This is a genomic window from Bacteroides sp. AM32-11AC (assembly GCF_003603515.1).
GTDB lineage: Bacteria > Bacteroidota > Bacteroidia > Bacteroidales > Bacteroidaceae > Bacteroides > Bacteroides uniformis.
In genome coordinates this window covers 36,856-50,557 of record NZ_QTNH01000021.1, presented here as the reverse complement: position 1 = coordinate 50,557, position 13,702 = coordinate 36,856, and the positions used below count along the sequence as shown (strand labels likewise).

The following is a 13,702-nucleotide window of genomic DNA, read 5'->3' as shown; positions in this document are numbered from 1 at the left end:
TCCGTTCTTCTTATTATTAAATCGTCAAATCCTGCTCTTCCTTCATTTTCAATCCAATGGCAAACACTTCACCTACAATCAGCGAACAAAGCCCAAGTACCAGCGTGGTAGTGCTCACCAATTCTGAGAGGCTCAGCTCGTAACCATGCAGCGAGAATACGGTATCGATACCTATAAAATCAAGATATGATGACGCAAAGGTACAGCAGAAGCTGACAACCAGTGCCATTCCCAACCGACGCAGCCGACGTACATTCCGCCAGTTGAAGATGTCGGACTTGTTGATAGAGATTATCAAGCGGATAAACAATACTACCGCCCAAAGGGAAAAGCCCAAATGCAGATATATCAGCAAATACTTTGCCACCACTTTCCCGACAGAATCATGAGAATCTACGCTGACCATCAACGAAGAGTAGGCTGCAGGCACATAACTCCTGCTTTTCTCATTGTAGACGGAATCCCTGAAGAAATCAAACGACTCCATGGAAGAAGGTATCAGGTTGACAACCTTCAGGTTCATCAGTTCCTTGTAGGCAGCAATGTCACTCCCTTTCTTTCCCAGCTCCAGTCCGGTCTGCGCCCCCATCTTGGCTCCCAGAAAGATATAGTACCCCTGCTCCAATACCGAGTAACTCAGTACAAGCATTACCACCAGGCAGAGAATGTTCAATCTTCTTTTCATAATTCAGTTGTTGTTGTATTAGTATCAGATATATTATATTTATTCAGTTGTTTCAAGGAGAGTAGAAGCAACAATATGAAAACCACTGCCCAAACCAGTACATACGGGTTACTCAGCAGATGTGTCACATCCTCCATTTCAGGATGTTTCAGGCTCAGATAGACAGACAAGCCGTTATTCATGATATGTATCAGAATACATGCCATAAGACTCCGTGTCTTATAATAAAGCCAGGCAAGCAAGAAACCGATGAGGCAAGCACCTATTATCTGAACCGGATTCAGATGAAAGATACCGAATATCAACCCGGAAAACAAGATAGCCTTTGCCGGGCTATATCTGCGAAGCAGCTCCTTGGTAATGGCACCACGGAAAAGCAGTTCTTCCAGTACGGGTCCCAAAACAGAAATACAGAGAATACCCAGCCAACCGGATTGCAGTATATCAAATGTCTGGTCCAACAAATTGGGCAAAAAAGTAAGTTCGGACATCAGAAGACCTATTATACATATGGAAGTCATTCCGGCAAGCAGGCTCCATGCCAGATAAGGGACTGACACCGGAGAATACAGATGCTTGTCTCCCGTCAGGTAGTTCTTGCGCCACAAGTACAGTCCCATGAAAACAAAGCCCAGCAGCATGGTAGGCGCCACAGCAATCTGACCAGCCTTGTCCATGTCGAAAGTTCCATAAGCGAAATACGTATACAGCAGACAGAAAGGTCCTGCAAACAGTGCTCCTATAAGCTGCATCAAAAAGTAAATCAATACTAGTTTTATTGCCGTTTTCATTGTTCTATTCGTCTAAAAGTTCGCAAAGATACACATTTTCTCTGTCAATCCGTCAAGCTGTGGCAACAAGTCCCATCAGCAGCACCATCACTGTAGAAAGTGACAATACCAATAGTGTAATACTCATAAATGCTCTTCTCATAACCTAAGCCCCTCCCTCATTTCTATATTTGTTCTTCATTTATTTCACTGCCAGGAGCAATACGTCTTCCTCTGCAGTGGCATGTTCCACCAACAGATTCCAGTCGTTGTCCTTCTTACTCCATTTGTAACTCAAGTAGTTGATGTCATCTCCCGCCTGCAGATAAACTGCTTTTTCTTTCACATCGGAGTAGGCATGCGTCTTGTTGTCCCACAAGGCATATTCCACATCCGTACCGGTTTCTGTATAATTGTAGTTCAAGCAATAGAAGCGTTCAAACGCCTGCTCAATCTCGTTCCATTTCAACGCTTCCTTCTGTATCGTACGCCCTTGGGTATCATAGATGAAATTGTATTTCAAATGGTTCTGCAGAAACTTACCGTTCTCTACTTTATATACAATCTGGGACTCCACCTGATTTCCGTTCATCACTTCATTATAGGCAAAGTTTTCCTGGATATTACCACCAAAAGCATTTATCACTACTGTCACTACAAAGATTGTTGTCATTACTAAAGTTTTCATACCGTTATTGTTTTATTAGTTCTTTATTTTGTTTTTCGATAATCATTTATCGTTTTTCGATATGCAAATAAAAGACCTTTTTTTGGTATGACAAAGAAAAACAGAAAATATTTATCGAAAAACAATAAAAAAAACGCGTTTTACGATAAATATACAGAAAGCAAACACTTCAAACGGGAAAATACATAGAACTGCAAGGGGATAAATGACCTTATTGCCTTATGTTTATAAAGCAAGAATGGATTTAATCTCCACCTCGTCACGGTGAAGCTGGGCAATAAGTTCTTCTATACTGTCGAATTTCAGTTCAGGACGGGTGCGGCGCACAAAGGAAAGACGCATCGGCTGCTGATAAATGTCAGCATCAAACCGGAATATATGGACCTCAATACTGCGATCGGGGCCGTTCTCCAACGTAGGTCGGTAGCCAATGCTTAGCATACCGCCGTACTCCTTGCCTTCAACACAGACACGGACGGCATACACACCATCGCAGGGAATCAGCTTGTCAGAATCGGAAACACGGAGATTAGCCGTAGGAAAACCTATTTTACGCCCCACTTGATAGCCGCCGACAACCGTACCGTCCAAAAAGAAATCATATCCCAGATACTCGGCAGCTTCCGAAACGTTTCCCTCCAGCAACAGACCGCGAATAGCCGAGGAGCTGACAGTAACCTCCGTTACCGATGTCTCCTTACTATAAGAATACGCGCGCGCAAGAAGCACCTCCATACCCAATTCGCGACCATAGTGCACATAGTCTTCAAAACCCTCGCTGCGGTTATGCCCGAAACGATGGTCGTACCCCACTACCAAAGCTTGTATCTGATAGCGATCCTTCAGTATGGACATGAATTCCCGTGCCGAAAGCCGGGCTATTTCAGGAGTAAAATCAAGCATCATGCAATAATCCACCCCAGTCTTGGCAAGCAGGGAAACTTTCTCATCACAAGTGGTCAATAACTTCGGATGATAATCGGCCTGCATCACTTTACGCGGATGTACCGGAAAAGTCACGACCGACGAAGCAAGCCCACGCCCGGCAGCTACCGCACACACTTGCTCTATCAGGTAGCGGTGTCCCCGATGTACTCCGTCAAAGAAACCGATAGTGGCTACACTTGGACGGGAACCAATGTCCGATGTTTCACAAAACAACTGCATGTCTCCAATCCTCGTGGGCCTTTGGCGTATAGGTAGAAATACCCAACGCCTCCGCTGTCCGGCAATTGGCCTCAGAATCGTCAATGAAAAGAGTCTCGTTGGGAAGAATACCGGTCTCATCCAGTACTTTCTGAAATATATCGGCATCCGGTTTTGCCATCTTCATCTCATAAGAGAGATAGATATGCTCAAAAAAGTCCTCCGCACGGAAAGCCTTGTAGCGAAACGCGTGCAGACACGACCATTGCCAATGGATTTCATTGGTGTTGCTCAGCAGATAGACCACATATTTTTTGCGCAGTTCCAACAGTAAATCCAATTTAAAAGTAGGAATACTCACCAGGAAACTGTTCCAGGCGTCATCTATCTGGGCATCAGTCACCGGTTTCCCTATCTTTCCACGAATCACTTCCCGGAACTCCGCACTGGTAATCAACCCTTTTTCATATTTCTGGAAGAAATCCTGCTGGTGATAGAGGTCCAACATGACTTCCACGTCCGGCAATCCCAGCTTTCTGAAATTCTCTAAACAGCGCTGGCGGTCCAAATCAATCAGAACTCCGCCAAAATCAATAATAAGGTTCTTGATTCCTCTTCTTTTCATCACTATTTCTGTGTTAAACGTCGGATAAGGCGAACCAGTTCACCTATCCACAAAACAAACGAAGTAGAAACGACAATCGTCATCCAAGTCATAAAATCGAGCGGCACTGTGCGGAATACAGCTCCACCAAACTGTACAATCAGTATCTGTCCGCCCAAAATGGCAAGTATAATCAGCTCCATGCCATAAGATTTGGAAATGCCCTTGAACGCCGAGTCCGAAGTGCCGAACACACGCGCATTGAACAAGTTCCAGAACTGAAGCATAACAAAGAATGTGAAGAACACAGTCAGCCGATAGGTAGTCATCCCTCCCTCCTCACTGTTAAACCAGAAGAGCATTCCCATAAGTAACACCAGGAAGGCAGTCCCCATTCCCAGAATGTAATACCTCATGGACTTGGTTATAATGAAATCCGTACTCTTACGCGGCTTTTCCTTCATCACGCTCTCACTGGGTGGAATGGACGCCAGGGCCAGGGCCGCAAACGTATCCATAATCAGGTTCACCCACAACATCTGCGTGACGGTCAAAGGAAGCGTCGTACCCACCAGTGAGCCCAGAAGAACGATAAACAAAGCCACAAAATTGATAGTCAGCTGAAAAACAATGAAACGCTGTATATTCTTATATAGAGAACGTCCCCACATCACGGCCGTACCTATACTGTTGAAGGAGTCATCCAGCAGCGTGATGTCGCTGGCCTCCTTGGCAACGGAAGTCCCGGTACCCATCGAAAGTCCCACTTGCGCATGGTTCAACGCAGGAGCATCATTCGTGCCGTCACCCGTCACAGCCACTACCGCACCTTTCTGCTGCAACAGTTGCACCAGACGCTGTTTGTCTGTGGGGCGTGCACGCGACATTATCTTCAAGTCCATCACACGGTCCAATGCCTCCTCATCCGTCAATTCGGCAAATGCAGCTCCCGTAATGCGGTTCTTTTCCGTATCCTCCGGTTTCCACAGACCAATCTGGCGTGCTATCTCGGTAGCCGTACCCGGTGTATCTCCCGTCACAATCTTCACTCCGATACCTGCCGACTGGCATTTGGCAACGGCCGCAGGCACATCCGGACGGATAGGGTCACTGATGGCAACCACACCGAGGAACGACAAGTCATTTTCAGCAACCAATGACACACAATCAGACGCTTCCGCATCATCCACAATCTTGAATGCAAAGCCAAGTGTACGCATAGCCATATTCTGATAGTTGAGCAACTGAGCCTCCACTGTAGAACGGTATTCCACCGCATCCACACGCTTGCCGTCCAACATGACATCCTTGCATTTACCCAAAACAATCTCGGGAGCTCCCTTCACATACAGCACCTTCTTCCCAATCAGGGGAGATTGCACCAGGGTAGCCATGAATTTCCTTTCCGTAGAGAAAGTCAGCTGGTCGATAACCGTAGCTTTCTCACGCAGTGCCAGGTAGTCGCATCCCTGACTGCTCAGCCAAAGCAGCAGTGCCACCTCCGTGGGATTACCCACCCCTTTCGGCTTCTCTCCAGTCACCTCTTCTTCCAGGAAAGCAGTGGAGTTAGCACTGATACCTTCCATTACCAGCTTGCTGAGGTCATCATTCCCCAGCTGCCCGTTATTCTTCAAACTATAGAAGTTGGGTTCATGCACCTGCATCAGATTTTGGGTCAATGTCCCGGTCTTGTCGGTACAAATCACTGTAATGGCTCCCATCGTCTCGCATGCATGCATCTTGCGCACCAGATTGTTGGTGGAGAGCATACGCCGCATGTTCAACGCCAGACTGAGTGTCACGCTCATCGGCAATCCTTCGGGCACAGCCACCACAATCAGGGTAACTGCCATCATAAAGTATTGCAAAGTAGCCTGCAAGGCCGGCAGCCAATCACGGAAGGTGTGGAATGAAGAAAAATCATAGACCAGTACCACATCCTTTACAAAGAAAATGAGAAAAGCCAGACCCGCTACGGAAAAGCCAATCTTTCCAATCAGATTGGCCAATTTGGTCAACTGAATATTCAGCGGAGTAGGTTCCGTATTCTGTTCGGTACTTTGACGTGCCACTTTACCGATTTCCGTAGCATCGCCCACAGCCTCCACACGCATGGTGCCATGTCCGTCCACCACCGTTGTACCGCGCAAAATGCGGTTGGAAGCATACGTAGCCTCTTCGTCAAAGTCAGCTTCTACGGTAGTTTTCGTCACTACCGGCTCACCGGTCAGATTCGATTCGTTCACTTGCAGGGAAATGGCTTCCAGCAATTCACCGTCCGCCGGAACCTCTTCACCGGTTTCCAGCACCACTATATCACCCACCACTACATCTTTACGGGGAATCTCCTGCACATGTCCGTTACGAATTACTTTCACCAAAGTTTCTTCGTTCACTGCATTCAGCAGGTCAAACTTCTTTCCGGCATCATACTCAAAGAAGAAACCGATACCGGTAGCCAGCAGAATGGCTACTATAATGCCGATAGTCTCGGCATATTCATTCTCTACAATGGAAATAATCAAAGAAAACAGAGCGGCAACCAGCAATACCCTTACTACGGGGTCCTCAAACTTCTCCAGATACAATTTCCATAAGGAAGGCCGTTTAGGAGGCGTCAATAAATTTACTCCATGTTCGTCGCGGCTCTTCCGCACTTGTTCGTCGGTCAGTCCGACATGATAATAATCATCCTTTATTGCAGTCATGCAAGTCTTTAGGTTTAATTTTGGAACGCAAAAATACAATAATAATCCGGGAAAACAATACCTATATAATGATTAGTGATTAATTGACTGTCATTGATTCTCTTTTTCCCTCACCAGTTTCGGTCTGGTTGCAGGCTCCCACGGCAATGTGAACCAGAAAGTCGAACCTGCCCCTTCTTCCGATTCCACGCCTATTTCGCCCCCCAATTTGCGGACAATGGTCTGGCAAATGGAGAGTCCCAGTCCGGTACCGTTCTTTTCCTGCTTCAGCTTGACGAAACGTTCAAAAACATGTGGCAACTTTTCCTGGGGAATACCGGTTCCCGTGTCTTTTACGTAGAAATAGAGACCTTCCTCATAGGGTCTGAATCCGAGGGTAATACTGCCTTCCTGGGTGAACTTCAGGGCATTCGTCATAAAATTGGATACCACTTGTGCAAGCCGGTTTCTGTCTGTATGCATGGTATATTCCTTCTCAGAAGCCTCCCGGACAATCTGCACTCCACTACCCAGCTCGGCCACCCGCATACGGAACTGTTGTTCCAAATCGAACATCATCTGGTTGATGTCCACATCCGAGAACACAAATTCCAATGTTCCGGCTTCTATCTTCGAGAGGTCCAGAATATCAGCAATCAGCTGTTGCAGCATTTCATTGTTACTTTGCACAATTTCCAGGAACTGTGTCTTCTCCTCGTCTGTCGATGCAGAGGCCAGCAATTCCGAGAATCCGACAATTGCGTTCAGCGGGGTACGGATTTCATGGCTCATATTCGCCAGGAACACCGATTTGGAGCGGTCGGCATTCTCTGCCTTCTCACGTGCCAGTTTCAATTCAGCTTCCACTTGTTTCAGCCGGGTAATGTCATGCACGGTAATCACCATGCAGTCGCGGTCCTCAATCTCCATATACTCGCCGGAAACATAAGCATTGCATTCCGTAGTTCTGCCTTCGCTATCCCTAAGATTCAGAATAGCTGCCAAATCCGTGAAGTTCTTTTGCACCACAAAGGCATTCTCTATGGCATTCCGCACGGGGCAGTGCTCACACAAATCGTGAGTGCCGCAACCTCCTGCTGCCGACAAGGCATTGTTACAGCGCAGAATATCTCCCACCCGTCCAGTTTCGGCAGGCTTTACAGCTCCGGTAATATCGTAGTAATTGGTGTAGAATACAGTGAAGTCGCGGTTTATCAGCAGTACGTAGGCATGCAGATTCCGCATAATCGCCCTGAACAGCTTGTCGGTCATTTTCATAAAATGTTGTTTTAATAGAGAACAAAAATAAACTATTTTTGTTCAACAATAGAACAAAAAGGGCTTTTAAACGTTATTATAGGAGAATAAACCTAAAAAGGAAATTTATGGAAAAGTACATTTGCACTGTATGCGATTATGTCTATGACCCTGAATTGGGCGACCCTGAAAATGGAATAGAACCGGGAACATCTTTCGAAGACCTTCCCGAAGATTGGGTTTGCCCCTTGTGTGGAGTAGGCAAAGAAGAATTTGAGAAAGCGTCCTAAGACGCTTTCTTTTCTTTTATATCGCTGCTGGCTTCCACTACATTCACCACATAGTCGCCCAGCTTTTCACATTCCGCAATGATGTCCATATAGTAAACACCCATCTGGTAATCATATTCTTTGTTGTTCACATCCAAGATATTCTGGTTCTTCAGCTGATTGCGGTAATTATTGATTTCGTTCTCCAAATTAAAGGACTTGTTCACATCCGCGCCTGCATGCTCCGGATGTTCCACCACGACAATCATCTGCTCCAAGGCATCATCCGTCAGCTTCATCATGAAATGGATATGCTCGTACTGCTTCTCGGTGAAATCCTGATTGGTCTGGCGCTTGCGGTTGATGGTACGTGCCAGGTTATAGCAGCTGTCGCCGATGCTCTCTATCTCCGTCACTTCACGCAGCATGGCACGTATTTGCAACTTACTTTCCGAACTCAGGCGCCCTTCGGACACTTGATTCAGATAATTGGCAATCTCCAGCTCCATGCTGTCACTGATATTCTCGTACTTCTCCACACGGCTGAACACTTTGTTGAAATCATCATCCTTCTCCGTATGCAGCAAGTCCTGCACCATTCCGAACATACGGCGGGTACGTTCGGCAAAAAGATGTATTTCCTTGCTTGCCTGCAGGATGGACAGCTCTGCCGTAGAAAGCATACCGCCCGAGATAAAACGCAAGCGATATTCCTCGTCCTGCTCCTTCATTGGAATAATGGCACAGACCGTACGTTCGATAAACTTCACGAACCATATCAATATCAGCACGTTGCAGATATTGAAGCAAGTATGGAATGCCGAAAGCTTGAAGGATACGGCCACAGCCGGATCTTTAGTACCCATCACGTTCTCTACGAACCATGACACAGCCTCGGTAAAGGGGGTGAAAAGACACAACACCCATATCACACCAAACACATTGAACACCAAGTGGGCCAAAGCAGCCCGCCTTGCCTGCGTATTACCGGTCAGCGCCGCAAGGTTTGCCGTGATGGTTGTACCGATATTCTCTCCCAAAACCAGTGCTGCCCCCAATTCGAAACTAATCCAGCCGTTGGCGCACATAATAAGCGTAATGGCCATAGTTGCCGCAGATGCCTGCACAATCATGGTCAACACCGTACCGATACCCACAAAAAGAAGTATGGAGATAAAGCCCATGTCGGTATAGTCCTGCACAAATGACAGCATATCAGGATTTTGGCTCAAGTCAGGAGCATTGTTTTTCAAATAGGAAAGCCCCATGAACAAGAATGAGAAACCGAAAATAAATTCACCGACAGACTTGCGGTTACTTTTTTGAGAGAAGAGGAGAGGAATGCCGAAAGCAAGAAGAGGAAGAGCAAAGGCGGCAATGTCCACCTTGAAACCTAAAGCTGAAATAATCCATGCCGTAACAGTCGTACCGATATTAGCACCCATTATGACACCTATGGACTGTGAAAGCGTTAACAACCCCGCATTGACAAAACTTACAACCATCACCGTGGTTGCAGAGGAAGATTGTACAAGTGCTGTAATCAGCACGCCCGTCAACATACCGGTCACTCTGTTGGTTGTCATTGCGGTCAATATCTTCCGCAGTCTGTCACCGGCAAATTTTTGAAGCCCCTCACTCATAATCTTCATTCCGTAAAGAAACAGTGCCAATGAGCCGAGTAGCTTTAAAAAATCATAAAAAGAATATTCCATCTTTAATTATTTAAGGTGTTTCATTCCTTCACGTGTTATAATGTCCTATATTTAACGTGTCAACCCACTAAAAACGAGACATCATGAAACACATGTTACAAATTTGTTGCAAAAATAATAATATTTCTAAAGAATTCCCTATAGGGAGCTCACTTTTGGATATTTATTACGGTTTTAATCTAAATTTCCCCTATCAGGTAGTCAGTGCAAAGGTCAACAACCGTTCCGAAGGGCTGAATTTCCGTGTATACAACAATAAGGATGTAGAATTTCTCGACATACGCGACTCCTCAGGTATGCGCACCTATGTCCGTTCCCTCTGCTTCATTCTTTACAAAGCTGTCAGCGAGCTGTTTCCGGAAGGAAAACTGTTCGTAGAGCATCCGGTATCCAAAGGTTACTTCTGCAACCTGCGCATCGGCCGCCCCATAGAGCTGGAAGATGTGGCAGCCATCAAGAAGCGGATGCAGGAAATCATTGCCGAGAACATCCCCTACCACCGTGTAGAATGCCACACCACCGAGGCTGTACGCATCTTCAACGAACGGGGCATGAACGACAAAGTGAAGCTGCTGGAAACTTCCGGCTCGCTATATACCTATTACTACACACTGGGCGACACCGTAGACTACTACTACGGCAACCTGTTGCCCAGTACCGGATACATCTGGCTGTTCGATATCGTGAAGTATTACGACGGCCTGCTGCTACGCATCCCCAACCGGGCAAACCCCGATGTCCTGGAAGAAGTGGTGAAACAAGAGAAAATGCTCGACGTATTCAAGGAACACCTGCGCTGGAACTACATTATGGGACTGGGCAACGTAGGCGACTTCAACATGGCTTGCGAGGAAGGCCATGCCACCGACCTCATCAACGTGGCCGAAGCCCTGCAGGAAAAAAAGATAGCCCAGATTGCCGATGACATCTACCACCGCGGCGAAAACGGAAACCGGGTGAAGCTCGTGCTCATCTCCGGCCCCTCGTCTTCCGGAAAAACCACTTTCAGCAAACGCCTCAGCGTGCAGCTGATGACCAACGGCCTGCGTCCTTACCCCATCTCGCTGGACAACTACTTCGTAGACCGTGAAGACACCCCGCGCGATGAGAACGGCAATTACGATTACGAATCGCTCTATGCCCTCGACCTTGAGCTCTTCAACACCCAATTACAAGCATTGCTCCGGGGCGAAGAAGTGGAGCTGCCCCGCTTCAACTTCAACCTCGGGAAGAAAGAGTACAAGGGAGACAAGCTGCGCATCGACGAGCATACCATCCTCATCCTGGAAGGAATCCATGCCCTGAACCCTGAACTGACACCACAGATTCCCGCCGCCAGCAAATACAAGATTTATGTATCTGCCCTGACCACCATCTCGCTGGACGACCACAACTGGATTCCCACCACGGACAACCGCCTGCTGCGCCGCATCATCCGCGACTTCAACTACCGCGGCTACTCGGCACAAGAGACCATTTCACGCTGGCCCAGTGTACGCGCCGGCGAGGACAAATGGATATTCCCCTACCAGGAAAATGCCGACGTTATGTTCAACTCCGCCCTCTTGTTCGAATTCGCCGTGCTCCGCTGCCACGCAGAGCCCATCCTTACCAGTGTTCCACGGAACTGTCCGGAATACGCAGAAGCCTACCGGTTGCTGAAATTCATCAAATATTTCACCCCCGTACAGGACAAAGAAATTCCACCGACATCCTTGCTAAGAGAATTTTTAGGAGGCAGCAGCTTCAAATACTAAGTTTTTATTCTAACTTTGTGAGCAAATAAAACAAACGTACATATGAAAAAAATTATTTCGACACTTCTCTTAGCGACTTTCTGCATCTTTACTCAACTCCATGCGCAAAACCGTGCAGACGAATTGATGAAACAAGCACAAGAAAATCTTACGAAAAAAGAATATATCAAAGCCCGCTATCTATTCCTGCAAGCCTACAATGCCTTTGCCACGCAAGACAAGTATGTCCAGGCAGTGGAATGCGGCGTCAATGCCAGCGCCCTCTACCATCGGGAGAATTACTATAAAGAAGCTTTTGAACTGCTGCGCGGTGCCGAGCAAGTGGTGGCAACCGGCGAACAGAAAACGGGCAAGGCCATGCCCAACCTACGTTTCCGCATCAACAAGGAACGCCTGCAGATGTACATCAACCTGAAAAATCCCGCACGTGCCAAGGAACAGCTGACCAAACTGGAAGAGACCGCCAAAGCCTTTCACAACGACTCTCTGAGCAACGACCTGCTTTATACGCAGGCCAACTATTACTACACCTTCGGCATGAACACACAAGGTGATGCGGCTACCAACCGCCTGATAGGGCAATATAAGGAACAGAAGAACTACGCCAAAGTAGACGAATGCTACAAGACTCTTATCAGTATCGCCCGCAAAGCAAACAATGCCGGACTGGTGGCACGCACCTACGACAAGTACATCCTATGGACCGACTCCGTAAAGGCGCTTACCGCCCAAGAGGAACTGAACGCCCTGAAGAAGAAATACGATGAAAGCCTGGCCACTATCCAGGAGAAAGATGATTCCCTAAGCGCCAAGCAGTACATCATCATCGGGCTTTGCATACTCGCCGCCATCCTTGCCGCCGCACTGGTATTCGGCGCCATCGTATTGCTGCGTTTCATCATCCTCACCCGTAAACAGAAGAAGGCCATCAGCATTGCTAATGAGCACAATGAGCTGAAAACCAAATTTATCCAGAACATTTCCGCCCAAATGGAACCGACACTGGACACGCTCGACGCCTCACTGCCGGGCGTAAAAGCCCTGCATGCATTCTCCAACCATATCCAGGAACTGTCCGAATTGGAAACCACCTTGTCCGAACCCTACGAAGTGCAGGAGAAGAATATCTCCACTTTCTGTGAAGGCATCATGGACAAAATCAAAGGAATGACACAAGAAGATGTCACCCTGACCGTGAATGCCCCCAAATTGAATGTAAAAATCAACCCTGAGCAACTGGAACGCGTCTTGCTGCATTTGTTGGAAAACGCCGCCGAGTACACCCCTGCCGGAGGAAAAATATGGCTGGACTTCAAGAAACGCGGTGCGCACACCCACCAGTTCATCATCAGCGACACCGGTTGCGGTATCCCCGAGGAGCAACGCGAAAACATCTTCAAGCCTTTCACCGAAGTGAAAGACCTGACGCAAGGCGACGGCCTGGGACTCCCCATCTGCTCACTGATTGCCACCAAGATGAACGGCAGCTTGACACTAGACAGCAGCTACAACAAGGGAGCACGGTTTGTACTAGAACTGCACGCTTAACGGCAGGTCGGTACAGAATAGAGTGGAATTCAGCAGCGAGGAAGCTGAACTCAAGCAAAAGAAAAAAAAGTTTGCAAACCTGCCCTCACTGCCCTCACCGCTTTCCTGAAACGCCCTGCTCATCGGCATTGCAGCGGTGAGTGAGAGCAAATAAAAAGAGTGAGGGCAAAATTTGCCCTCACTCTTTTCAGTTCACCCGGTTGCTTGCTGTCACTCCCCTCAAGACGCACGGGCTTTCGTCCACCTCTCCCCCGTCCTTTATTAAGAAAAGCATATACATTTCTTGTGCCAAACGCAGGGTATTGACAACGGCTCACCCAAGTGGTCTGATTTGTTCACCTTGGTGAGCCGATTCGTTCACCTTAGTGGGCCGACTTGTTCACTACAGTGGAGCATTGGCAAATCAAAGGGCTTTTCGGGAGAAACACGTATGCGGAACACAAAGAAACCCTGCACAGCACACGATGAATACGGTTCAAATTGAAAGTTCCACAAAGGGAATGAGAAGCCTGAAGTTGCTTATTGACAGTATCCGTTCTTTGAAAAAAAGGCAAACAGACAAGGACAAGCTAAACA

The 13,702-nt window shown here is 47.4% G+C and carries 11 protein-coding genes; 3 read left to right on the top strand and 8 right to left on the bottom strand.

Translation table 11 applies throughout. The features are described 5' to 3' along the window. Positions 1–16 precede the first annotated feature (16 nt). The 7 genes from DW800_RS18575 to DW800_RS18545 all read right to left on the bottom strand — a co-directional run bounded on the left by DW800_RS18575 (position 17) and on the right by DW800_RS18545 (position 7,858). Positions 17–685 (bottom strand): DUF2975 domain-containing protein, encoded by a 669-nt coding sequence (locus DW800_RS18575; RefSeq protein ID WP_005830532.1) that lies wholly within the window; start codon positions 683–685, stop codon positions 17–19. Next, positions 682–1,476 carry a CPBP family intramembrane glutamic endopeptidase gene (locus DW800_RS18570; RefSeq protein WP_016272429.1) on the bottom strand — a complete coding sequence of 265 codons (795 nt, stop codon included), beginning with the start codon at positions 1,474–1,476 and terminating at the stop codon, positions 682–684. Before DW800_RS18570 ends, DW800_RS18575 begins: the two co-directional genes overlap by 4 nt. Positions 1,477–1,657: 181 nt before the next feature. After that, positions 1,658–2,143, bottom strand: a complete 486-nt coding sequence (locus DW800_RS18565; RefSeq protein WP_117704104.1) for a DUF3836 domain-containing protein — start codon at positions 2,141–2,143, stop codon at positions 1,658–1,660. Between the two features lie 225 nt (positions 2,144–2,368). Then, positions 2,369–3,310: a bifunctional riboflavin kinase/FAD synthetase gene (locus tag DW800_RS18560; protein ID WP_117704105.1), complete on the bottom strand. Its 942-nt coding sequence runs from the start codon at positions 3,308–3,310 to the stop codon at positions 2,369–2,371. After that, positions 3,294–3,914: an HAD family hydrolase gene (locus DW800_RS18555; RefSeq protein ID WP_005830542.1), complete on the bottom strand. Its 621-nt coding sequence runs from the start codon at positions 3,912–3,914 to the stop codon at positions 3,294–3,296. Before DW800_RS18555 ends, DW800_RS18560 begins: the two co-directional genes overlap by 17 nt. Positions 3,915–3,916: 2 nt before the next feature. Then, on the bottom strand, positions 3,917–6,601 hold the full coding sequence (locus DW800_RS18550; protein ID WP_117704106.1) for a calcium-translocating P-type ATPase, PMCA-type: 2,685 nt from the start codon (positions 6,599–6,601) through the stop codon (positions 3,917–3,919). Between the two features lie 90 nt (positions 6,602–6,691). Next, the gene (locus DW800_RS18545; protein WP_022402160.1) at positions 6,692–7,858 is read right to left on the bottom strand and encodes a sensor histidine kinase; all 1,167 of its coding nucleotides are present in this window, start codon (positions 7,856–7,858) and stop codon (positions 6,692–6,694) included. Between the two features lie 107 nt (positions 7,859–7,965). Here DW800_RS18545 and rd point away from each other — a divergent pair, with 107 nt between their 5' ends. Then, positions 7,966–8,127, top strand: coding sequence for a rubredoxin (gene rd / locus DW800_RS18540; RefSeq protein WP_005830549.1), 162 nt, complete (start codon positions 7,966–7,968; stop codon positions 8,125–8,127). Here the strand turns inward: rd and DW800_RS18535 are convergent. Further along, positions 8,124–9,821 (bottom strand): Na/Pi cotransporter family protein, encoded by a 1,698-nt coding sequence (locus tag DW800_RS18535; protein WP_005830551.1) that lies wholly within the window; start codon positions 9,819–9,821, stop codon positions 8,124–8,126. The two genes, rd and DW800_RS18535, sit on opposite strands and share 4 nt — an antisense overlap. A gap of 83 nt (positions 9,822–9,904) precedes the next feature. On the opposite strand from DW800_RS18535, the gene DW800_RS18530 reads away from it, so the two are divergent. Continuing rightward, a complete protein-coding gene (locus tag DW800_RS18530; RefSeq protein ID WP_005830553.1) occupies positions 9,905–11,578 on the top strand; it encodes a nucleoside kinase in 1,674 nt (557 codons plus the stop codon). Positions 11,579–11,620: 42 nt separating this feature from the next. Then, a complete protein-coding gene (locus DW800_RS18525; protein WP_119958259.1) occupies positions 11,621–13,126 on the top strand; it encodes a sensor histidine kinase in 1,506 nt (501 codons plus the stop codon). Positions 13,127–13,702 lie beyond the last annotated feature (576 nt).

Excerpts from the sequence above, each read along its gene's own strand:
- DW800_RS18565 (WP_117704104.1), bottom strand. The coding sequence starts at position 2,143 with ATGAAAACTTTAGTAATGACAACAATCTTTGTAGTGACAGTAGTGATA.
- DW800_RS18525 (WP_119958259.1), top strand. The coding sequence starts at position 11,621 with ATGAAAAAAATTATTTCGACACTTCTCTTAGCGACTTTCTGCATCTTT.
- DW800_RS18535 (WP_005830551.1), bottom strand. The coding sequence starts at position 9,821 with ATGGAATATTCTTTTTATGATTTTTTAAAGCTACTCGGCTCATTGGCA.
- DW800_RS18530 (WP_005830553.1), top strand. The coding sequence starts at position 9,905 with ATGAAACACATGTTACAAATTTGTTGCAAAAATAATAATATTTCTAAA.
- DW800_RS18570 (WP_016272429.1), bottom strand. The coding sequence starts at position 1,476 with ATGAAAACGGCAATAAAACTAGTATTGATTTACTTTTTGATGCAGCTT.
- DW800_RS18550 (WP_117704106.1), bottom strand. The coding sequence starts at position 6,601 with ATGACTGCAATAAAGGATGATTATTATCATGTCGGACTGACCGACGAA.
- DW800_RS18575 (WP_005830532.1), bottom strand. The coding sequence starts at position 685 with ATGAAAAGAAGATTGAACATTCTCTGCCTGGTGGTAATGCTTGTACTG.
- DW800_RS18555 (WP_005830542.1), bottom strand. The coding sequence starts at position 3,914 with ATGAAAAGAAGAGGAATCAAGAACCTTATTATTGATTTTGGCGGAGTT.
- DW800_RS18545 (WP_022402160.1), bottom strand. The coding sequence starts at position 7,858 with ATGAAAATGACCGACAAGCTGTTCAGGGCGATTATGCGGAATCTGCAT.
- DW800_RS18560 (WP_117704105.1), bottom strand. The coding sequence starts at position 3,310 with ATGCAGTTGTTTTGTGAAACATCGGACATTGGTTCCCGTCCAAGTGTA.
- rd (WP_005830549.1), top strand. The coding sequence starts at position 7,966 with ATGGAAAAGTACATTTGCACTGTATGCGATTATGTCTATGACCCTGAA.